21 protein-coding genes are annotated in these 20667 nt (G+C 70.8%); 14 read left to right on the forward strand and 7 right to left on the reverse strand.

The annotated features are described in order from the left end of the window. The 6 genes from O145_RS17620 to O145_RS17625 all read left to right on the forward strand — a co-directional run. Positions 1-169, forward strand: a 169-nt coding sequence (locus O145_RS17620) for a KH domain-containing protein (protein WP_156966772.1), incomplete at its 5' end; no start/stop codon positions are given. A gap of 197 nt (positions 170-366) precedes the next feature. Then, positions 367-1962 (forward strand): bifunctional phosphatase PAP2/diacylglycerol kinase family protein, encoded by a 1596-nt coding sequence (locus O145_RS13190; RefSeq protein ID WP_043563782.1) that lies wholly within the window; start codon positions 367-369, stop codon positions 1960-1962. Positions 1963-2115: 153 nt separating this feature from the next. Beyond that, on the forward strand, positions 2116-2916 hold the full coding sequence (locus O145_RS13195; protein WP_084682622.1) for a TetR/AcrR family transcriptional regulator: 801 nt from the start codon (positions 2116-2118) through the stop codon (positions 2914-2916). A gap of 237 nt (positions 2917-3153) precedes the next feature. Next, the gene (locus tag O145_RS13200; protein ID WP_043563785.1) at positions 3154-4419 is read left to right on the forward strand and encodes an MFS transporter; all 1266 of its coding nucleotides are present in this window, start codon (positions 3154-3156) and stop codon (positions 4417-4419) included. Positions 4420-5401: 982 nt separating this feature from the next. Continuing rightward, a complete protein-coding gene (locus O145_RS13210; RefSeq protein ID WP_043563789.1) occupies positions 5402-6061 on the forward strand; it encodes an MBL fold metallo-hydrolase in 660 nt (219 codons plus the stop codon). A gap of 211 nt (positions 6062-6272) precedes the next feature. Further along, positions 6273-6416 carry a hypothetical protein gene (locus O145_RS17625; protein ID WP_229118570.1) on the forward strand — a complete coding sequence of 48 codons (144 nt, stop codon included), beginning with the start codon at positions 6273-6275 and terminating at the stop codon, positions 6414-6416. Between the two features lie 126 nt (positions 6417-6542). Here O145_RS17625 and O145_RS13215 read toward each other — a convergent pair whose 3' ends face one another. The 4 genes from O145_RS13215 to O145_RS13230 form a co-directional block, all read right to left on the reverse strand. Beyond that, positions 6543-7292, reverse strand: a complete 750-nt coding sequence (locus O145_RS13215; RefSeq protein ID WP_043563791.1) for an ABC transporter permease — start codon at positions 7290-7292, stop codon at positions 6543-6545. A gap of 3 nt (positions 7293-7295) precedes the next feature. Further along, on the reverse strand, positions 7296-8216 hold the full coding sequence (locus tag O145_RS13220) for an ABC transporter ATP-binding protein (protein ID WP_043563793.1): 921 nt from the start codon (positions 8214-8216) through the stop codon (positions 7296-7298). A 1-nt stretch (position 8217) separates the two neighbouring features. Next, positions 8218-8640, reverse strand: a complete 423-nt coding sequence (locus tag O145_RS13225) for an AbrB/MazE/SpoVT family DNA-binding domain-containing protein (protein ID WP_043563795.1) — start codon at positions 8638-8640, stop codon at positions 8218-8220. An 887-nt stretch (positions 8641-9527) separates the two neighbouring features. Then, on the reverse strand, positions 9528-9989 hold the full coding sequence (locus O145_RS13230) for a hypothetical protein (RefSeq protein WP_043563797.1): 462 nt from the start codon (positions 9987-9989) through the stop codon (positions 9528-9530). Between the two features lie 190 nt (positions 9990-10179). Between O145_RS13230 and O145_RS13235 the strand changes: the two genes are divergently transcribed. Both O145_RS13235 and O145_RS13240 read left to right on the forward strand, forming a co-directional pair. Next, the gene (locus O145_RS13235) at positions 10180-11679 is read left to right on the forward strand and encodes a Mur ligase family protein (RefSeq protein WP_043563799.1); all 1500 of its coding nucleotides are present in this window, start codon (positions 10180-10182) and stop codon (positions 11677-11679) included. Then, positions 11676-12443 (forward strand): type 1 glutamine amidotransferase, encoded by a 768-nt coding sequence (locus O145_RS13240; protein ID WP_043563800.1) that lies wholly within the window; start codon positions 11676-11678, stop codon positions 12441-12443. Before O145_RS13235 ends, O145_RS13240 begins: the two co-directional genes overlap by 4 nt. Before the next feature lie 61 nt (positions 12444-12504). On the opposite strand, the gene O145_RS13245 is transcribed toward O145_RS13240, so the two are convergent. Continuing rightward, on the reverse strand, positions 12505-12789 hold the full coding sequence (locus tag O145_RS13245) for a putative quinol monooxygenase (protein ID WP_043563801.1): 285 nt from the start codon (positions 12787-12789) through the stop codon (positions 12505-12507). Positions 12790-13442: 653 nt separating this feature from the next. Between O145_RS13245 and O145_RS13250 the strand changes: the two genes are divergently transcribed. Further along, positions 13443-13937 (forward strand): NUDIX hydrolase, encoded by a 495-nt coding sequence (locus O145_RS13250; protein WP_043563802.1) that lies wholly within the window; start codon positions 13443-13445, stop codon positions 13935-13937. A 664-nt stretch (positions 13938-14601) separates the two neighbouring features. Here O145_RS13250 and O145_RS13255 read toward each other — a convergent pair. Beyond that, positions 14602-15171: a VOC family protein gene (locus O145_RS13255; protein ID WP_043563803.1), complete on the reverse strand. Its 570-nt coding sequence runs from the start codon at positions 15169-15171 to the stop codon at positions 14602-14604. Positions 15172-15634: 463 nt separating this feature from the next. Between O145_RS13255 and O145_RS13260 the strand changes: the two genes are divergently transcribed. From O145_RS13260 to O145_RS13280, 5 genes are all read left to right on the forward strand, one after another. Next, positions 15635-15955: a FeoA family protein gene (locus O145_RS13260; RefSeq protein ID WP_229118571.1), complete on the forward strand. Its 321-nt coding sequence runs from the start codon at positions 15635-15637 to the stop codon at positions 15953-15955. Further along, entirely contained in the window at positions 15952-18168 is a 2217-nt protein-coding gene (feoB, locus tag O145_RS13265) for a ferrous iron transporter B (RefSeq protein WP_043563805.1), read from the forward strand. Before O145_RS13260 ends, feoB begins: the two co-directional genes overlap by 4 nt. Before the next feature lie 7 nt (positions 18169-18175). Further along, entirely contained in the window at positions 18176-18712 is a 537-nt protein-coding gene (locus tag O145_RS13270) for a NifU family protein (protein WP_043563807.1), read from the forward strand. A gap of 81 nt (positions 18713-18793) precedes the next feature. Continuing rightward, on the forward strand, positions 18794-19402 hold the full coding sequence (locus O145_RS16685; RefSeq protein ID WP_169740361.1) for a TetR/AcrR family transcriptional regulator: 609 nt from the start codon (positions 18794-18796) through the stop codon (positions 19400-19402). 20 nt (positions 19403-19422) lie between these two features. Continuing rightward, positions 19423-20391 carry a CocE/NonD family hydrolase gene (locus O145_RS13280; protein ID WP_052375166.1) on the forward strand — a complete coding sequence of 323 codons (969 nt, stop codon included), beginning with the start codon at positions 19423-19425 and terminating at the stop codon, positions 20389-20391. Here O145_RS13280 and O145_RS13285 read toward each other — a convergent pair. Then, a partial coding sequence (locus O145_RS13285) for a transposase (protein ID WP_229118572.1) occupies positions 20388-20667 on the reverse strand: 280 nt, incomplete at its 5' end. The genes O145_RS13280 and O145_RS13285 overlap by 4 nt on opposite strands.

A 20667-nucleotide genomic window follows, 5' to 3' on the forward strand; every position in this document is an offset into this window, starting at 1 on the left:
CTCCCGGTCCCTGCGCCGCGGGGACCTGCTGGAGGTGCGGGTCAACCCCGACGACCTGGGGCGGGTGATCGGCCGCTCGGGCCGCACCGCCCGGGCCCTGCGCACCGTCATCGGGGCCCTGGCCGACGAACCCGTGCGCGTCGACGTCATCGACACCGACCGCCACTGACACGCCCACCTCCGGCTCGAGACCGGCCCACCTCCGGCTCGAGACCGGTTCGAGTCGCCGGGCACCGCCGGCTGCCACCAGGCCCCGGCCGCCCACCGTCGTCGTCACCACACCAGCCGCCGGAGTGTCCGGCAGCCCGCCTCTGTAGCATGGAGCGCACGTGTCCTTGCGATAGATAGTGGGAGGAGATCGCGGCGATGTCCCGTATCTCGAGGGCGCTGCGCGCGCTTCCCCGCCACCTGCCTGAGGCCACGCTGGCGGTGCTGTTCGCCCTGCTGTTCCTCGCCTGGAGCTGTCTGGCGCTGACCGGGTGCGCCGCCGTCCTCGACACGCACATCCCTCCTCCCCTCCTCCGGCCGCGCTCCTATCTCGGCCAGGTCGCCGAGGCCCTCTCGCTGGTCACCCACCCCTTCCTCATCCTCCTCGCCATCGCCAGCGTCGCCGTCTTCTCCTTCCGACGCCGCATGCGACGCCTCTCCCTGGCGCTGGCGGTCGCCGCCATGGGCATCCCTCTGCAGACGCTCATCGCCTTCGCCACCCACCGGCCTCGGCCGCACACGGTCTTCGCCGACTCGATCTCCCACATCGGCGGCGCCTACCCGGCCAGCCACGTCACCGCCATGACCCTGGGGGCCTGGGTGTTGGTGACCCTGACCCGCGCGCACCGGCGGGGCACGATCTCGGTGGCCCAGTGGACCGCCATCGGCTCCGGCGCGGTGCTGTTGACCGCCGCGTGCCAGTGGCTCATGGGTCTGGCCCACCCGTCCGATATTGTCGGCGGCCTGCTGCTCGGCATCGCCATGGCGAACCTGGCTCTCAGCGTGGGCGGGGTCGACTCGATCCTGTCCGCCTGGGCGCGCCTGAGCCTGCGCCGCGACAGTGGAGGCAAGCGTGCGGCCATCGTCTTCAACCCCACCAAGTTCGACGACCTGTCCCTCCTGCGCCGCCGCGTCGAGGCCGAGGTGCGCGCCGCACGCTGGAAGCCGACGCTCTGGCTGGAGACCACCGTTGACGACCCCGGCCACGAGCCGGCGCGGCGCGCGCTTGCGGCCGGCGTCGACCTCGTCCTGGTCGCCGGCGGCGACGGGACGGTGCGGGCCGTCTCCTCCGAGCTGGCCGGCACCGGCACACCCATGGCGCTCCTGCCTTCGGGCACCGGCAACCTGCTCGCCCGCAACCTGGGGGTGCCCCTGGACACCGACGCCGCCCTGAGCCTGGCCCTGCACGGGCGCGCCGGGGCTATCGACGTCGTGCGCTGCGAGACCGACGGCCCGGACGGCGACGGCCCGCTCACCCAGCGCTTCGTCGTCATGGCCGGCATCGGCCTGGACGCGCAGATCATGGAGGACACGAGCGACGACCTCAAGAAGGTCATCCGCTCGGGCGCCTACGCTCTGGCCGCGGTGCAGAACGCGGCGCCAGACCCGTTCACCGCCACCGTCACGCTCGACGACGGCGAGCCCGCCGAGCACCAGGCGGTGATGGCGCTCCTGGGGAACGTCGGCACCATCACCGCCGGGGTGCCGCTCTTCCCACAGGCCTCGCCGTCGGACGGCAAGGTGGACCTCATGCTCGCCAACCCCGACCGGGTCGTGGACTGGGCACGGCTGGGCGCTCAGATCCTCACCGGGCGGGTCCAGGAGGGCTTCTCGACGACGTCGGCCTCCCGCGTGCGGATCACGACCGACAGGCCGGTCCCCTTCGAGCTCGATGGCGACACCGCCGGCACGACCCGCTCACTGACCGTCGAGATCGAGCCGCGAGCGCTGCTCGTCGTCGAGCCGAAGCGCTAGGCTCCGCCCCCGCCACCCCCCTCGCCGAGATCGGTAGTATTCCGCACCGAGATCGGTCGAACACCGGCGCCGGCAGCAGCCCAGCCGCCACCGGGACGACGGCGGGATGCGCACGGCGGCGGCACACGTGACGAGGGACGAGGAGGAGCAGCGATGACCAAGCGCAGGAGCGGTGCGACCGGACGGCGAGACTCCTACCATGTCGGTCTCGACGCGGACAAGGTGATCGACGCCGCCGTCGAGCTCTCACGAGGAGCGGGCCTGGCGGCGTGGTCGTTGCGCGACCTCGGGGAGAGGCTCGGCGTCGCCCCCTCGGTCATCTACCACCACGTGGGCGGCCGCGAGGCTTTGAGCCGCCACGTCGTCGAACGGGTCCTCGCCCGCGTGGGACTGCCGACAGTCGTCATGCCGTGGCGCCAGTGGTTCCGCGAGGCGCTCTACCCGGTCCGGCCCGTGCTGACCGCCTACCCGGGCACGGCCAGGTGGCTGCTGCTGCACGGCCCCGCCTTCCCCGGGATCGCGCCGGTCATGGACGCCGGGATCGCCTCACTGCAGCGAGCGGGTTTCGGCCGGGACACGGCCCTGGCGTACGCCTCCCTGGTCAACACCGCATTGATGACGATCGCCACCGTTGACGACCGGCTCCTGCACGAGGACGACGGCCCCCACGACCACGCGACCCTCATTCGGGACCTCAGCGGAGCCGCCCCCGACAGCGCCGGTATCTCCCTCATGATGAACGACCTGGTAAGCCAGTTCACCGGTTCGGCCGAGGAGATCGAGGCAGCGCAGGACCGCTACTACCGCTTCGTCCTCGAACGGCTCATGGACGGCCTTGAGGCCGGGCTCGGCGCGGGTCGCAGCGCCGGCCGCAGTGCCGCCCCCGGCCCCGACCGCAGTGCCGCTGCCGGTGCCGGCCGCAATGCGGGCCCCGGCCCCGGCTCGACCGGCTGACCGGCGCCCATCCGCCGCCATCTGGCGCCGCATCTTGTTATTAGAATGCCGTTCATATAGGGTTGCCCTCGTTCCGTCGGGAACGGGCTCACGGATCGGGACCGCACCGAGCCGCCCGTCGGGACCCGACGCCCGCCCGGGGCCCGACGGCTCGGGAGCCGGCCCAGGACCGCAGCCCCGGGTCGCGGCTCAGGGCTGCGGCTCCGGGCGGAAGGTGACAGGAAAGGAGAGCACAGTATGAGCGCTTCGCAGCGGGCAGGCCGCGGAGGGGCGTCCTCGCAGGTCGGGGTCGTCCTGGCGGCGGTCTTCCTGGCCTACCTGGGACAGACGACGCTCAACCCCGTGATCGCGCCGCTGTCGCGGGAGGTCGGGCTGGACGAGTGGCAGATCGGCCTCACGATCAGCGTCGCAGCAGTCATGGTCGTCCTCACCAGCCAGATCTGGGGGCGGCGCTCCCAGTCGTGGGGGCGCAAGCCGGTCCTCGTCGCCGCCCTGGCGATCTGCACCGCGGCCATGGTGCTCTTCGCCATTGTCGCCGCCATGGGCGTCAACGGGGCCCTGAGCCAGACGCCGCTGTTCATCCTGTTCGTCCTCATCCGCGGAATGCTCTTCGGCACGGCGCTCGCAGCGATCCTCCCGACCGCCCAGGCCTACATCGCCGACATCACCTCCAGCGAGGAGGAGCGCGTGCGCGGCATGGCCGGCGTCGGCGCCTCTCAGGGCATCGCGTCGATCGCCGGAGCCCTTGTCGGGGGGCTGCTGTCGGGGATCTCGCTCATGGTGTCGGTCGACATGGTTCCGGTGTTCCTACTCGCGGGCCTGCTGGTGGTGGTGCTCGTCCTGCGGCGGGAGGCCCGGACCGAGCTGGTTGAGGACCCCGCGCACGTCAGCCCCTTCGACCCGCGGGTCTGGCCCTTCCTCGTCGCCGGGTTCGGCATGTTCACCGCGCTGGGCCTCATCCAGGTCGTCACCGGCTTCCTCGTCCAGGACCGCCTCGGCCTGGACGCCGACACGACCGGCCTCTACACCGGCGGGGCGCTGCTCGCCGCCGGCATCGGGATGGTCCTCGCCCAGAGCGTCATCGTGCCGCGCTCGAAGTGGGCCCCCTCGACCCTGCTGCGCGTCGGCACCTGCCTGGGCGCCGCGGGCTTCGCCCTGCTCGCCATCGACAGCGGGTTCGCGCCCATTGTCATCGCGGTAACGGTGATCGGGGTCGGGGTCGGTATCGCCATGCCCGGCTACACGGCGGGTCCCACGCTGCTCATGAATCGCGAGGAGCAGGGCGGGCTCGCCGGCCTGATCGGCGCGACCAACGGGCTGACCTACGTCGTCTCGCCCACAGCGGGCACGGCCATGTACGGGCTCTCGCCCATCCTGCCCATTGCCGTCGGGGGCGCGGTCCTCGTCGCCGTGCTCGTCTTCGTCCTCATCCACCGCGGGTTCCGCCGCGCCCCGGAGAGCGCCCCGGAGGCCGCTGCGACCGGCGCGGCCCGGGGGGACTGAGCCCGGGCGTCCGCGGCCCGGCCCCAACGGCGGCGGAGCGCGGACTCGGCGGCGAGGCTCGGCCGCGTCGTCGGCCCGGCCCCGGCGGCGCAGCACCGGGGAGCCGGCCCGCGGCACTCAGCCGGGCAACACCAGCACGGAGCCAGCCCAGGCCCTCCACGTGCGGCGGAGACGGCCGACGCCAATAGCCCAGTCGTCGTGCCCCAATTCGGGGACTATGCGCCTCCGCCGGCGCAGCTGCTATGGCATGCTGGTGAGGCCTTCCTCAGCACCCTTCCCCGGATCAAGCAGCGTCCTGCCGGGGAGGAGACGGGGGCCGCGTCCAAGCCGAGAGGCCGACATGCCAAAGTCCGCAGGGGCAAGATGACGGCCCGGAAGGTGAGCGACGTGACCAGCCTCGCTCGCCTGACCCGGGCCATCGGTGTCCTTGTGGATGCCCTCAGCAAGTGGCTCTGATGAGTCGCCTGCCAGGGGAGCCACTCGGCAGCCGCCGAGTGGCTCCCCACAGCCATGCCCGATCGAGGGGACACGGAGCCCAGTAGACACCGCGCCCGATCGGCCCGATCATGCCCCGCTGGCCCTCGAATCCCGCCAGGTGGCCACTCCGCCACCGCTCAGACCGATTCCCCGGACCCTTCGGAGGCGAGTGTGAAGACGGTTCGCACTTGGGAGAGAGGCGATCCGATGGAGCGAATGCCAGTTTTCGTTGGGATTCCAAGGATCCGCCCGTATCGTCAAGACTGGTTGTCGCGCTCCCACGTGCGCACAGGGGGGTCTGCGCACATGGGAGCGCGACAACCAGTCTTGACGTAAATTAGAAAACCGCAGAATCGTAAGGAAAAAGGGCACTCGACCCGGTAGGGCCCTCCTCTCCCATGTGCAGTCCCCGTCTCAGAGCCCGCCAGAGCAGCCGCATCCCCGCTCCGCTGCGCCGAGGAGCACACGCCACCCCTCACACATGCCGCCGGGATAACCTGCCCCCGTGCCAGTCTCGATCCGAGTGACGAAGATCCACCACGCCTGTCTGACGATCGACGACGGCCGCACACGGCTTCTGCTCGACCCGGGGCAGCTCGGGCGCCGTCCCGGCCTGGATGGTATCGACGCCGTGCTCATCACCCACCGTCACTCCGACCACCTCGACCCCGACCTCGTCGAGGAGGCGCTGCGTCGCGGCATTCCCGTCTGGGCGCCGGGGGACGCGCTCGATGAGCTCGGCGGACTCGGCGCCCGAGGCGAGGACGGCCTGCACGAGGCGGTCACGGGCACGACTCTGCGCATCGGCACCCTGCCCGTCCAGGTGGCCGGCAACCGCCACGCCGAGGTGCACCCGACACTCCCGGGCCCGGCGAACCGCGCCTACCTGATCGATGGGCGGGTGCTCGTCACCGGAGACGAGCACCCGGTCCCGCCGGACCGCCTCTCCGCCCTGGTCACCCCGGTCGACGCCCCGTGGCTGCGCGTCGCCGACCTGATCCGCTACGTGCGCGCCCTGCGGCCGAAGCTCGTCGTCGGCGTCCACGACGGCCTGCTCAATGCGGATGGCCTCGCCGTCGCCAGCCATGTGATCGAGTCGCTGCGAAGCGAGGGCGCGGCCCGGGCCACCATCCTCGCCGACGGTGAGGCGATCCTCGCCCCCTGACAGCCGGCCCTGCAGGCGGCACAGGCCTCGGGCCGGACCTACGCCTTCTTCACCTCCCGCGCCTCAAGCGTCTGGGCAACGCGTTCCCGGACGACCCGGCGATGGAGGGGCGTCTCCCCCCTCTCCGTCCCGAGAGCCGGAAACCGGCTCCGCCGTCGGCAGCTGCGGCAACTCCGGCAACTCGACGCAGCCCCATCTCCACATCCAGGCCATGGACGGCCCCGACCTCGACGTCGCCCGGGGAGTCCCGCTCCGTTTCGAGGAGTTCCGGCAGCACGCCCCCGGCCGGCGCGCCGCGCCAGCGCACCGCCGACTGGCGCGCCCCGACCAGGGCTCGGTCATCAGCGCGGCCTGACCGGCTGAGGGAGAGGCGGAACCGGACCGATCTCGACGCGGAAGTGAACCGATCTCGTGGAGGGCGACGGCGCGGGCGGAGCGGCGGGGCCCGCCGACACCGCGGGGCCCGCCGCCGGCGCCCCGCTCACTCCCAGCGGAAGAGCCGGGCCGCGAGCGCGCCGCAGACGATCCCGAAGCCGAGCAGGACGACGGCCGACCCCCAGTGCGCGCCCCAGCCGTCGCCGGCCCACAGTCCCCGGGTGAGGTAGGTGAGCTGGGTCAGGGGCGAGAAGCGGGCCGCCGAGCGCACCCCTTCGGGCAGGACGGCCAGCGGCACGGCGGCGCCCGAGGTGAAGATGAGCGGGTACAGGAGCATATTGCCGAGCCCCTGCGCCGCCCCCACGGCGCGCAGCCGGTACGCCACCAGGTATCCCAGTGCGAGGAAGGCGGTCAGCCCGAGCAGGGTGGCGACGAGCGTCGAGACCAGCGCCGCCGCCGAATCGGGACGCACTCCGAACGCCGCGATCACAATGAGGTACATCGTCGCGATGGACAGGAAGGTGAGAGCCGTGCGGGACAGCACGTCGGCCGCGAGGTAGAGCCCCGGCCTCAGCGGGGTCACCCGGAATCGCCGCAGCACCCCCGCGCTGCGCTGGGTCGCCATGTCGATGGGCACCATGACGACGGAGGAGATGGAGATGACGATCCCGGGGAACGCCGTGAAGTTCGCCTCGAGGAATCCCTGCCCCCCGAACTCGGGAGCCGGCTTGTTGCCGAAGATGAGCCCCATGACGACGACGAACACCGGCGCGAACGCGACCGAGAAGATGACTGCTGCGGGCTCTCGCAGGGTGCGCATGAAGGTGACCCTGCACAGCTGACGGAAGGTTCTCACGACTCAGTCCTCCTTGCGCATCGAGCGGCCGGTCAGGGTGAGGAACACGTCCTCCAGCGAGGGCGCCGAGACGCTCACATCGCTCACCGTGGGTCCGGTCCTCTCGATCGTGTCGATCATCTGCTGCGGGAAACGCGTGCTCTCCGAGTGCAGCCGCACCTGGCAGTCGCGGACCGAGACGTTGGAGACGCCGTCGAGGCCCTCCAGGAGCGCCGCGGGAATGGGGCTGGAGGTGCGCAGCCGGATCTCCGCGCCGCCCCCCAGGGAGGCGACCAGGTTCGGCACCGTGTCCAGGGCGATGAGGCGCCCGTGGTCGATGATGCCGACCCGGTCGCACAGCGCCTCCGCCTCCTCCATGTAGTGGGTCGTCATGAGCACGGTGGTGCCGCGGTCGCCGATGGAGCGGACCACGTCCCACATGGCCAGGCGCGCCTGCGGGTCGAGAGCGGTGGTGAGCTCGTCGAGGAAGACGAGCTCGGGCCGGTTGATCAGGGCCAGGGCGATGAATACCCGCTGGCGCTGGCCGCCCGAGAGCTTCTCGACGTAGACGTCGCGCCTGCCGGCGATTCCCAGCTCCTCCAGGAGCTCATCGGTATCGGCGGGGCGGTCGTACATGGAGGCGAACAGGTCCATCGCCTCGCGCACCTTGATCTTCGGGGGCAGAGCCGCCGTCTGCAGCTGGGCCCCGATACGTGCGCGCCAGGACGGGGTGGGGCGGGTCGGATCGACGTCGAGCACGCGCAGGCTCCCGCCACTGGGCGCGCGCAGCCCCTCCAGGCACTCCAGAAGAGTGGTCTTGCCGGCCCCGTTCGGTCCGATCAGGCCGAAGATCTCTCCCGAGTTCACCTCGAAGGAGACGGAGTCGACGGCGGCGAGCTCACCGTAGGTCTTGGTCAGGTTCTCGACAACGATCGCCGGGCTCATCTCAGCTCCCCTCGGGCAGCGGCTCGGAGGCAGGCGGCGGAGTGTCCGAACCGGCCGGGGCACCCGGGACCGGGGCGGTGTCCGACGCCGGCGCCGGAACCCCGGCCGAACCTGCGGCCGGGCCCGGGGCCCCAGGCGGAGCTCCGGGCGGAGCGCCCGACCCACTCGGCGCCGGCCCGCCGAGGGCGGAGCGCACGAGCACGGAGAGCGGGTCGTCCGGAGCTCGGTCCAGCACGAATCTCAGGGGGATGAGGGCGATTCCCTGGGCGGGGTCTGTCAGGACCACAAGCTGATCCCCGGGTTCGAGGCCGAGATGCTTGCGGGCCCGGGCCGGTACGGCCACCTGCCCGTGCTGCCCGACGGTGACCGTCCCGAAGAATCCCCTGCCGTCGGGCCCGATGTGGGCCGGGTTTCGAGGTGCCATGAAGCGCTCCTGCCGTTATTCGTCACGCACGACATGCATGACATGTAAAACATGTACACAGTACATGTTGCTCCCGTCGCGACGGAAGCGCAAGAGCTGGGGCGTGCTCGCCCGTCGCAGAGGCGTGCGGTCAAGAGCGCCGACCCCGACGACGTCCGCGCATGCGGTTCGGCCCGTATCGGCGCCCTGATGCAGAGGCCCCCGCCCGCGCGGAGGCGGGCTGCACCCCCGCGCGAGCGGGGATGATCCCGTCTCCCGTCCCCCGCCCGCGCGGAGCGGGCTGCACGGGCGAGGGTGGCGACGGCAAGGACGACGCGTCCCCTGTCCGTGCGAAGGCGGGCTGCACATGGGAGAGAGGCGGTCCGACGGGATGGGAGCGAGTTTTCGTTGGGATTCTGCGAATCTGCCCGCATTGTCAAGACTGGTCGACGCGCTCCCGTGTGCACAGACCCCCCTATGCGCACATGGGAGCCGGCGACCAACCTCGACGTGCGTCAGAGAATCGCGGAATCATGCGGAAAATCGACATTCATCCTGGTGGGCCCTTCTCTCCCACGTGCAACCCTTCTGCGCAGCCCCTCAGAGCGATCTCAGAGCAGCCGCGGCCCCGTCTCGTACACAGCGCCAGACCACAACCCGTCCCCGGAAGCGGTCGAATGCCCAGTTCCTGGGAGAAATGCCTGGACAGCCTCCGGACACCTCGACCCGACCGCCGAAATCACGCGGCTCTCTCACGATGCGCGGGACCGCAGGATCCCGTTTGTCCCGGACTGCGACAGCTCTGGCCACCCTGCTGCATCCCCCATTCCCCATCGGTGACCCACCGATACCGAGGCGAGCGTGAACCGATCTCGACGAAAAGGGGCTGCGGGAGCCCAGTGCCCGGCTCAGACGTCAATGGGGCGCAGGAGCTCGGGGCTCGGCAGGGCGCCGCGCAGGACGTAGTCGCGGAAGAAAGGCACGGCCTGCTCGCCGGTCATGATCTCCTCGGGGTGCAGCCTCGTGGTGTAGGTGGACTCCTTCCCGATGATCCAGGACAGCTCGGTCCAGGCATCGGGATCCTGGACGGGCTCGCGGGCCACGGTGTAGTGGACGTGCCCCTCCTCATCGGCCACCCGCATCTCCAGGGTCAGATCCGTGCAGCGTCCGCCGACCTGCAGGTAGCTGGCGCGAGCCGGATCATCGGCGTCGACCTCGGTGAGGTTGTCGGCCCCCTCGGGCAGGGCCCACACCCCGCAGGAGAAGAAGGTGTTGTCCCTCAGGACGCGGGGATCGGTCAGGTAGCGGGTGAGCTCGGCGAGCACCGACTCGGGAGTCTGCTCCCAGTCGAAGCCCTCACTGTGCCCCACCTCGGTCCCAACGGTCCATGTGACGAATTTCCTGGCCATAACCTCTCGCTTCCCATCCGCGGACCGCCGGGGCGAAGACGACAGCGCGGCCGGGCCGAGACCCGGACCGCAGGCCGCACGGACGACGCGCCCGCCCGCGGGTGGCCCTAGACTAGCGCCGCCCCGTCGTCGACCCGCAGGAGCCGCACCCATGGACCTCTCCCCCGCCGCGTCCCTGCGCTCCCGCGTCACCGTGGCCCTGGGCCGCGCCGCCCGCCGGGTCTCCCGCCTGCGCGGCGGCGGCTCAGGCGGGACCGCGCTGCCCGGCCTCGTCGTCGAGAAGATCGACCCCGGCTTCCTGGCCCGCACGCTGGGCCAGCTGCCCATGGGCGTGGTCGTCGTGTCGGGCACCAACGGCAAGACGACGACGACGAAGATGGTTGTCCAGCTCCTGCGCGAGCAGGGCCTGAGGGTCCTGACCAACCGGTCCGGGTCGAACTTCGTGCGCGGGGTGCTGGCTTCGCTGCTCACCGAGGTCGACGCGGGCGGCCGCCTGGATCACGACGTCGCCGTCCTGGAGCTCGACGAGGCGCACGCGGTGCGCTTCGTGCGGCTCATCAGGCCCCGCCACGCCCTGCTGCTCAACGTCATGCGCGACCAGCTCGACCGCTTCGGCGAGATCGACTACACCGCCTCCCTCCTGCACAAGGTCGCCCTGGCGACCACCGGCTCCGTCGTCGTCAACGCCGACGACCCGCGCCTGGGCTCCGAGGCCTTCACCGGGAACCTGGCCGTCCGCGTCGCCTCCTTCGGCGCCGGCCCGGCCCTGCGCTCCCTGTTCGTCTCCGACGACGACCTGCGCACCGGGGCGGCGCAGGCCGAGGAGGCCCGTCGTGAGGCCCCCCGGGCCGGAGCCGACCGCGCCGAGGAGGCCGAGGCCGAGCAGACTGGTCAATCTGGGCAGGCCGAGCAGACTGGTCAATCCGGGCCCGGCGGCTCCACGACGTCGGCCGCCGCTCCGGCCGCGCCCGAGACCTCGACGCCCCCGGCGCCTCGCGTGAGCCTGCAGTCCCTGAGCGGCCAGGACGCCGTCGTGCGCGTGGACGGCGCCGACCACGACATCGCCTTCACCATCCCCGGCATCCACAACCAGCTCAACGCCTGCGCGGCCCTCGCCGTCGCCCTGGAGACGCTGGGCGACAGGGCCGACCTGACGGGCCTGCTGACCACCCTCGCCGGCGTCCAGGCGGCCTTCGGGCGCGGCGAGGTCCTCACCCTGGACGGCCGCGACGTGCAGCTCTCACTGGTGAAGAACCCCGCTGGCTTCCGCATGGGGCTGCTCACCGCCGCCGAAGCCGTGCGCGCCGGCGGCCCGGAGTCGGTCATGATCGCCATCAACGACGAGTACGCCGACGGCCGCGACATGTCCTGGCTGTGGGACGTCGAGTTCGCGGGCCTGCGCGACGAGGGCGTCGCCGTGGTCACCGGGGTGCGCGCCTGGGACATGGCGCTGCGGCTGCGCTACGACGAGGTGCCCATCGGCACGGTCGAGCCCGACCTGACCCGGGCCGTGGCGCTCCTGCGTCGAGCCGCCTCCGCCGCCGACGACGGCGTGGGCCGTCCCATGCGCATCTTCACCACCTACACCGCCATGCTCGCCCTGCGCGCCCACCTGGCCGAGCTCACCGACGTCGAGGAGGCCCTGACATGAGCGAGCCGACCTACCCGCACGCCACCGAGGGCGCCGCCCGCGGGCGCCTGCGCCTGCTGCAGCTCTACCCGCGCGACATGAACATCTACGGCGACTGGGGCAACACCCTGGTCCTGGCCCGTCGCGCGCAGTGGGCGGGGTACGACGTCGACCTGCTCTCCTACGACCCGGGCGACGAGCTCCCCGACGACGTCGACCTCCTCGTGGGCGGCGGCGGGCAGGACTCCGGGCAGGAGCGCATCAAGGCCGACCTGGTGGAGCGCGGCCCGCAGCTGCGCGCCTGGGCCGCCGACGGCGTGCCCATGCTCGTCATCTGCGGGCTCTACCAGCTCTTCGGGCACCGCTTCGTCACGGGCACCGGCGATGAGATCCCCGGCATCTCGGTCCTCGACGCCGAGACCGTGGCCGGCAGGGGGCGGCTGATCGGGAACATCACGCTGGAGTCGAAGGCGTTCGGGCGGATCGTCGGCTATGAGAACCACTCCGGCCTGACGACGCTGGCGCCCGGGGTCACGCCCTTCGGGCGCGTGCGCTCCGGCGACGGCAACAACGGGAAGGACGGCACCGAGGGGGCCCGCGCCGACCATGTCATCGGCACCTACCTGCACGGCTCCCTGCTGCCCAAGAACCCGGCCGTGGCCGACTGGCTGCTGGCCCGCGCCGTCGAGCACGCCGGCGGGACGTGGGAGGGCGGCGGCCTGGACGAGCGCGCCGACGCCTGGGCCGAGCGGGCCCGCAGGGTCGCCGCGAGCCGGCCCCGCTGAGGCTCCCGAGCCGGCCCCGCTGAGGCCCGCCTCCGCGCCCGCGGCGGGCCCGGCCGACCCCTCAGACGGCCTCGTACTGGGTGATGACGGGGTCGCCGCTGGAGAGCTCGACCAGCTGCGGGATGAGGGTGGTGAAGTGCGTGGAGCTGTTGTGATCGTCGATGGCGGCGGCGTCGGCCCAGCCCTCGATGAAGGCGAAGGCGCCGGCGTCCTCGCGGGCGACGACGAGCTGGTAGGAGATGTTGCCGGCCTCGGCGAGGCTGCCGGCGACGAGGCGTCGGCCGAGCTCGGCGAAACGCTCGCGATTGGCCTCGGGAACGGTGAAGGTGGCGACGATGGTGATCATGAGACTCCTCGATCCGGTCTGCCGGCGACGCTCTCGGCGTCGTGGCGCTCCCGATGCTATCGGGGTCAGGAGCATGCGGGCGGGAGCCATTACGGCGCCGGGCTTCTGCTGCGGCCGCTCGCGCTCCCGTCCCTCGCAGCCCCTTCGCCGAGATCGGTCGTATTCCGCACCGAGATCGGTCGTATTCCGGCTCGAGATCGGTCCGAGGCGCCGGCCCGGCGCCCGCTGGGGTTGCGGCCCCTCAAAAAGGTGGGTCCCACGCACTTTTAGCACTGGTCCGCGCTGCCGTCCCGCTGCAGAACCGCGGAATCCCGCCGATCCTCATCGAGTACGGTAGCACCGGTCACCTCAAAAGTGCGTAGGAACCACCTTTTCCGGCCGAGCCGACCCTCCAAGAGCCCTCCGGGGCCTGGAGAGCCGACTGGTTCTGCCCGCACCTCGCGGTCGCACCCCAGGTCGCGCGGTCGTACGTTAAAGGTACGACCGCGCGAGAGGCGACGGGCCCGCTCAGCCCCTTGAACCGATCTCGGCACGGAGATCTACCGATCTCGAGCCGGAATACGACCGATCTCGACGAAAGGGGGCGGAGACCGCGGGACCGAGCCAAGAGAGCCTCCCCGCCCAGCCCCAGAGTCATCATCTAGGCTCGGGTCATGGCGACCCCCGAGTTCATCGTGTCCCTGCGGCAGAAGATCGGCCACGACCAGCTGTGGCTGCCCGGCGTGAGCATCGTCGTCGTCGACGACTCCGGCCGCCTCCTGCTGGGGCGGCGCGCCGACAGCGGCCAGTGGGCCGTGGTCTCCGGCATCCCTGAGCCCGGCGAGCAGCCAGCGATAGCGGCCCGCCGCGAGTGCCTGGAGGAGACCGGCGTGGACGTCGAGATCCTGGCCCTCGCCAGCGTGGGTGCGGGCAGGCCAATGACCTTCCCCAACGGGGACAACTGCGTCTTCATGGACATGAACTTTGTGGGGCGGCCGCGCCCCGGCACCGCGTCGCGCGCCCACGTGGCCGACGACGAGTCGACGCAGGTGGGCTGGTTCCGCCTCGAGTCGCTTCCGGAGCCCCTGTCGGTCTCCACTCCCTCCCGCGTCCAGGCGGCCCTGGCCTGGCTGGCCGACCCGACGTCTGGAGCGCGCTTCCAGTCCTGAGCAGCGACGGCGACCCGTGGCGCACCCACCGGAAGCACCGAACCCCTGGGTGATTGATTCCGGGGGTGGTGGGCGGGTCGGGCCCTCCTCGACCGGCCCCCGCGGCTCCCCTTCGTCGAGATCGGTCGTATTCCGGCTTGAGTGCGGTCCGCGGAGTCTTGCGGGCGTCTGGCTGCCGCCTCCACTGGACCAGGGTGGGGAAAGTGATCATCCCACGCACTTTTAACCCGCTCGGCGGCCGCGGGTGCGGCGAGGACCGGCGCGATTCCGCAGTTTGGTGGTGCGGGCCGAGCGGTAGGAACGCTAAAAGTACGTGGGATGATCACTTTCCGAGGCGCAGCGACGCCCGGCGGGCATCAGACCGGCGCCTCGAACCGATCTCGACGCGGAACTCGACCGATCTCGATGAAAAGGGGCTATGAGTACCAAGAGGCGCGAGGGGGCGCAGCGTCCCGGGCGCACCGGCGCCCGCCCAGGACATGCCGGAATGTGAACGTACCTTTCCAACGTAAACGTGCCTTTCTCCCGTCCTTCTGCGCTTTACCCCCAGGAGGACGGGAGATAAGGCACGTTCACGCCACGAAGCTCCGTTGACGTCGGGGCCCGCCGCCCACTCTGCCCGCCGCCCACTCTGCCCGGCTCGCACTCTGGCGGACTCACGCCTCTAGGACTCCTCGGGCGCCCGGGGGACTCGGATCCCGATGCGCTCCATATAGCCGGCCTGCTCGCTGTGCGGGTCGAGAGGCCTGGCGGCGGTGAGGATGACGCGCACGCCCTCGGGTGTGGTCACCTCGATCTCCCGGGAGCCCCACAGGGCGGTTCGGGGCCCTTGCACGCATCCCGGTCGAAGCCGCTCGCAGGCCTCGGCAGCCGCCTCGACCTGGCTCAGTACACAGGCGAGACTGACGGTCAGCGCAGGATCCGGGTGCACGGCCGGATCGGCCGGAGCAGCGGGCACTGACGACGGCGACGACGACGCCTCCTCGCCGGCGGGAACCAGGAGCACGTCCTGGAAGGCCCAGCGACGCAGGTGCACGAGCTTGCCGGGAATGCTGAACAGCACGAAGAACCCGAGCCCCTCGGTCCAGAACTCCACCGAACGCGCCAGGTCCTGCGCCGAGACGGTCGCGAACATCGGCATGCCGTAGATGCCGCGAAAGGGCTCGGGCGGTTGGGCGTTCTCAGTGGGCGCGGGAACCGGGCTCACCTCGAAGGCGTTGAAGAAGTCGTTCATGCGCTCAGACTCCGCCCTCACGCAGGGTCAGGGTCAAGGCGAGCCCGACAGGATGCGCGACCGCCTCGCCGAGCGGGAGAGCATCCGCCCCAGACGGGGCCGGGACGCGACGCCGGTGCTTCTTGGGCGCAGCGGTGCCCGGCGGGCATCCGGCAGACGCCATGAACCGATCTCGACGCGGAAGTGAACTGATCTCGGCGAAGGGGCGCGGGGGCGGCGGACGCGGACGCGGGGGCGGCGAGCCCCTCGCCGGCGGAGTGCCCACCGATGGAGGGCGGCGGACGCGGGGGCGGCGAGGCGACAGGGCCGGGCCTCCGGGCGCCCAGCCGCACGCGCCCGGACCCGATCGGTCAGAAAGGTAAGGCACGTCTAATACTCATATGTCGACATTGTCAAGTAGGAACGACTAACCTAAATAGTGATGTGCGGGACGCCCCGTGTGACGTCAACCCCGAGGAGCATCGTGACTGCTGCCACTGCGCCACAGACCAAACCGACCACCACCGACACGCATCACCAGGAGGTCACGTCATCACCGCAGTCACCACCGACACTGGCATCGCTGCGCCCCGGGCAGCGCGCACGCATCCTCGCCATCGAGACCGATCGGGGACCACAACTGGCGCAGCGTCTGACGGACCTGGGCTTCATCCCCGGCCGCACCGTCGAGGTCCTGCGCCGTGCGCCCTTGGGCGACCCGTTCCTTTTCCGGGTGGCGGACTACGAGATCAGCATGCGCAAGGCCGATGTGAGCATTGTCAAGGTCGAGGAGATTGAGCGATGAGCGACCACGAGCCTCTGCCCCTGACCGACGCCGGCTCGCCGTCCGGCAGCACCGGGGTCCAGGAGCGCCCGGGCCGCGCGTCCGAGCACGCGCCGGACTGCCCCTGCTCGACCCACTCGCAGGTCGCATCGGCGGACGCCGGCCCCTCCTGCCACTGCGGCTCAGCCTCCGGGCCGGTCGACGCCTCCGCGCCCCGCGCCGCGCTGGCGGGCGCCCCCAATGCCGGCAAGACCTCCATCTACAACGCCCTGACCGGCCTGCGCGCCAAGACCGGCAACTACCCCGGGGTCACGGTCTCGCGCTCCCTGGGCACCTGCAAGCTGCCCGAGGGCAGCGCCACCAACACCATTACGATCGAGGACCTGCCCGGCGCCTACTCCCTGGACCCCATCAGCCCCGACGAGCGGATCGTGCGCGACGTCCTGGACGGCCAGCTCTCCTCCGTCAAGGCGCCCGACGCCCTTATCGTCGTCCTGGACTCCACGACCCTGCGCCGGGGCATGGCCTTCCTGGCCGAGGCCCTCCAGCTGGGCCTGCCCACCTGCCTGGCCATCACCATGACCGACGAGCTGACCAAGCGGGCCGGGCACCTCGACGTCGAGGCCCTGGGCCGCGCCCTGGGCGTCCCGGCCGTGCGCGTCCTGGGCAACCGCGGCATCGGGATCCCCGAGCTGCGCGAGCGCCTGGCCAGCACCGCGACCTGGCCGACATCCCCCATCGCCCCGCCCACGGAGGCCGCCGAGTTCGCCTCCTGGGCGGACTCGATCCTGGAGGCGGCCGACTTCCAGCCGCCCCACGAGGATCGCACGACGGCGGCCATCGACAGGGTCCTGCTGCACCCGGTGGCGGGGAGCATCGTCTTCTTCGCCATTATGTTCTTCTTCTTCCAGGCGATCTTCTCCTGGGCAGAGCCGCTCAAGGACGGCATTGAGGGCGCCTTCACCGCGCTGGGAGGGGTGGTCCACAACCTGCTGGACGACTCCCACCCGCTCCTGGCCGGCCTGCTGGGGGACGGCCTCATCGGCGGCGTGGGCTCGGTGCTCACCTTCATCCCCCAGATCATCATCATGTTCCTCGTCATCGCCCTCCTGGAAGGCGTGGGGTACATGTCGCGCGCGGCCTTCCTCATGGACCGGATCATGAGCCGGGCGGGCCTGGAGGGACGGGCCTTCGTGGCGCTGCTGTCGTCCTTCGCCTGCGCCATCCCGGGCATTATGGCCACCCGCACCCTGCCCAGCGCCAAGGACCGGGTCGCCACCATGCTCGCGGCGCCGCTGATGACCTGCTCGGCCCGCCTGCCCGTCTACGTCATTATGATCTCCCTGCTCGTGGACGACGACGCCAAGATCGGCCCCCTCGGCGCACGCGGCACCATTATGTTCGCCCTCTACCTGCTGGGCGCGGTCTCGGCCATGATTGCCGCCTGGGTAGTCAAGCGCCTGACCGACCGCGGCGGGGTCCTCCTGCCCTTCTACATGGAGATGCCGCCCTACCGCCTGCCCCGCCCCAAGACCGTGGCCGTCATGGTGTGGGACGCCTGCAAGGGCTTCGCCAAGAAGGCCGGCACGATCATCACGGCGACCACCATCATCCTGTGGGTCCTGCTGAACGTGCCCATGCGCTCCGACGCCCAGTTCGACTCCTACTGCGCCGCCACCCCCGAGTGCGCCGCCATCTCCGCGGCCGCCGACGACCCGTCGTCGTCGACCGTGACGAACGACGACGGCGAGACGGTCACGGACCCCGAGGAGCTCGACAAGCTCCTGGAGGCCCAGAAGACCTCCTACACCATGGACAACTCGTGGGGCGCGGCCGTCGGCAAGGTGGTGCAGCCGGTCTTCGAGCCGCTGGGCTACGACTGGCGCATCAATGTGGCGATCCTGTCCTCTCTGGCGGCGCGCGAGACCTTCGTGGCGACCCTCGGGCAGATCGCCGCCGCCGAGGACCCCGACGAGCCGACCTCCCACCTGCAGACCATGACCTTCCGCGAGGACACGGTGACGAACCGGGCCGGGGACCTGCTGTTCAACCCGGCCACCGTGGCATCGATCCTCGTGTTCTTCGTCTACGCCCTGCAGTGCATGGCGACGGCGGGGGCCATGCGGCGGGAGACCGGCACCTGGAAGTGGCCGCTCATCGCCTACGGCTACATGCTCGCAACCGCCTGGGTGATGGCGGCGCTCACGCGCGTCGTCGTCGCCATGCTCATGTGAGGCCGCCGTGCCCGTTGTGCCCACACACCCGCTGACCACGCCGGACCCCGACGTGCTGCGGTGGGTGGTTCCCGATGGTCTGCTGCCCTTCACCGGAGGGGTGGCCCACGCCCCGGCGCTGCTCCAGGGGCTGCTCGACGACGGCACCCTGAGCGCCGTCCAGGTCGAGGACGGCGCCGTCCTCACCCTGCTGGGCGACGGCCGCAGCTGGCGCCGGGAGGGCGCTCGGGTGCGCACCGCACTCGTGGACGCGCTGGGGGCGCCCCGCTCCTGGAGGGGCGTGGCGGGGGCGCACGACGTCGGCCCCGACGAGGTCCTGGAGGCCGCAGCCAGGCAGATCGCCGACGGCCCGGTGGGCGCCTTCGCCCGCAGCCACGGGGGGGCGCTGGTGGTGCGCAGCGTGCACGACGGCGTCGTCGAGGTGGGCCTGGAGGGGGCGTGCGACGACTGCCCGGCCGCCGTCATCACCATGCACGCCCGCTTCGAGCACCTCCTGCGCCGCCGCTGCCCCTGGCTGGTGGAGGTCCGCCGCGCCGAGGAGTGACGGGCGGGATCGCTTCGCTCCCGTACTGGCCCCGATGCGGGCCCGCTTGCACCAAACGTTACGATGCTATATCGTAATTTTATGGGTGGAACGACCGGGCCCCGGCTCCGGGGGAGACCGCAGAGCGAGCAGGTGAACCGTCGCCTGCTGGCGGCCGCGTTCGAGCTGGTGGCCGAGGTGGGGCAGGAGGCGATGTCGATTTCCGAGGTCGCCAGGCGCGCAGGCACGACCACGCCCGCGGTGTATCGCCGGTACCGCGACAAGGAGGCGCTTCTGACCGCCGTTGTCGATCGCGAGATGAAGGCGATCGAGTCCGAACCGGCCGACACCGGATCGCTCCGAGGCGACCTTATTGAATCGGTTCGCTCCATCATGGCCGCCTTGACGCCGACGCACGCGCGCGTCCTGGCCGGTCTCGTCCTGGCGGACGATGCTCATCGGGCTCCGTCGCAGCGTCTCAGTGACGCTCTGCGACGGACCACGGACGATACATTCGCTCGCGTCATCGACAGAGGCGTGCTCCGCGGAGAGCTCCGCTCGACCCGCGCCCCGGAGCTGCTGACTCGAGTCCCGGGCGCCATCGTCATGAACATGGCGCTGCTCGGTGATGGCCCGCTTTCCGAGGACCAGATCATCGGCCTGGTCGATCAGATCATGCTGCCCGCACTGACGGGAACCGCCAACGAATAGAACGACACGGAGGCCAGTACATGACCGAGAGCGTCGTATCAGCACCGCAGGGCATTGAGAAGATCTTCCGCCCCATATCGCCGATTACAGATCCGAAGGCCGGCTACCCCGGCTTTCAGGCGGGGAGAGTGGAGCAGATCGTCAGGGGATCAGTCAGGTCCCGGGGGCACAGGCCGGTCCCCTGCGACATGATCTGGCAGCGCGACGTGGCCGTGCCGATGCGGGACGGGACGATCATCTACACCGACGTGTTCCGGCCTGCGGATCAGGACGGCCCGCTGCCGGTGGTCACGGCGTGGAGCCCCTACGGCAAGCTCTCGGGGAGCCAGTCCGTCGGGCAGATCCCCGCACGGTCTGACATCCCCCGGAGCGCCACGACCAGGTGGGAGCCATTCGAGGCCCCTGATCCGGGCTACTGGTGCGATGCCGGGTACGTGGTGCTCACGCCGGACATTCGGGGAGTGTTCAAGTCCGGTGGGGACTACCTGTTCTGGGGGAAGCAGTCCGCCCGGGACGGCTACGACTTCGTCGAATGGGCGGCGGAGCAGGAGTGGTCCAACGGCAGGTTCGCCTTTACCGGCAACTCCCAGCTGTCGATCCTCCAGTGGTTCATCGCCGCCGAGCGCCCGCCGCACCTGACCGCCATCGCGCCGTGGGAGGCGCTCATCGACATGTACCGCAACGACGTGTGCATCGGGGGCATCCCCGACACCGCCTTCAACGAGTCCATTATCTCCGAGACGTATGGCCAGGGCCGCATCGAGGACGTTCCCGCGATGCTGGAGCGGTACCCGCTGTTCAACGAGTACTGGGCGGAGAAGATCGCCGCGGTGGAGAATATCGGCGTCCCGGCCTATGTGGTGGGGAGCTGGACGAACCCGGTCCACTCCAGGGGCACGCTCCAGGCGTGGCAGCGCCTCCGCACCGAGGAGCGCTGGCTTCGAGTGCACAACACGATGGAGTGGCCGGACTACTATGGCTGGAATTAAACAAGATCGGTGTGTGGCGGTGTGACTGGGAGGTGCTCGAAGTCGTAGTCGAAGGTGCGGTTGGTGATGTAGGCGGTGAAGGCCGCGAAGGTGTTCTCCGGGGCGACCCCCCGGAGGTTGGCGATATTGTTCTTGGCGGCGTTCCACACGTGTTCTGTGGGATTGTGATCGGGGGCGTACGGGGGCATGTAGATAGGCATGATGCGCTCCAGAGCCTGGCCGGGGGCATAAAGATCGTTCAAAGCCTTGGCGTGGTGGAACCTGGCGTTGTCCAGG

It is taken from the genome of Actinomyces israelii DSM 43320 (assembly GCF_000711965.1).
GTDB classification, from domain to species: domain Bacteria; phylum Actinomycetota; class Actinomycetes; order Actinomycetales; family Actinomycetaceae; genus Actinomyces; species Actinomyces israelii.

Excerpts from the sequence above, each read along its gene's own strand:
- O145_RS13190 (WP_043563782.1), top strand. The coding sequence starts at position 367 with ATGTCCCGTATCTCGAGGGCGCTGCGCGCGCTTCCCCGCCACCTGCCT.
- O145_RS13195 (WP_084682622.1), top strand. The coding sequence starts at position 2,116 with ATGACCAAGCGCAGGAGCGGTGCGACCGGACGGCGAGACTCCTACCAT.
- O145_RS13200 (WP_043563785.1), top strand. The coding sequence starts at position 3,154 with ATGAGCGCTTCGCAGCGGGCAGGCCGCGGAGGGGCGTCCTCGCAGGTC.
- O145_RS17625 (WP_229118570.1), top strand. The coding sequence starts at position 6,273 with ATGGACGGCCCCGACCTCGACGTCGCCCGGGGAGTCCCGCTCCGTTTC.
- O145_RS13220 (WP_043563793.1), bottom strand. The coding sequence starts at position 8,216 with ATGAGCCCGGCGATCGTTGTCGAGAACCTGACCAAGACCTACGGTGAG.
- O145_RS13225 (WP_043563795.1), bottom strand. The coding sequence starts at position 8,640 with ATGGCACCTCGAAACCCGGCCCACATCGGGCCCGACGGCAGGGGATTC.
- O145_RS13235 (WP_043563799.1), top strand. The coding sequence starts at position 10,180 with ATGGACCTCTCCCCCGCCGCGTCCCTGCGCTCCCGCGTCACCGTGGCC.
- O145_RS13240 (WP_043563800.1), top strand. The coding sequence starts at position 11,676 with ATGAGCGAGCCGACCTACCCGCACGCCACCGAGGGCGCCGCCCGCGGG.
- O145_RS13245 (WP_043563801.1), bottom strand. The coding sequence starts at position 12,789 with ATGATCACCATCGTCGCCACCTTCACCGTTCCCGAGGCCAATCGCGAG.
- O145_RS13250 (WP_043563802.1), top strand. The coding sequence starts at position 13,443 with ATGGCGACCCCCGAGTTCATCGTGTCCCTGCGGCAGAAGATCGGCCAC.
- O145_RS13255 (WP_043563803.1), bottom strand. The coding sequence starts at position 15,171 with ATGAACGACTTCTTCAACGCCTTCGAGGTGAGCCCGGTTCCCGCGCCC.
- feoB (WP_043563805.1), top strand. The coding sequence starts at position 15,952 with ATGAGCGACCACGAGCCTCTGCCCCTGACCGACGCCGGCTCGCCGTCC.
- O145_RS16685 (WP_169740361.1), top strand. The coding sequence starts at position 18,794 with ATGGGTGGAACGACCGGGCCCCGGCTCCGGGGGAGACCGCAGAGCGAG.
- O145_RS13280 (WP_052375166.1), top strand. The coding sequence starts at position 19,423 with ATGACCGAGAGCGTCGTATCAGCACCGCAGGGCATTGAGAAGATCTTC.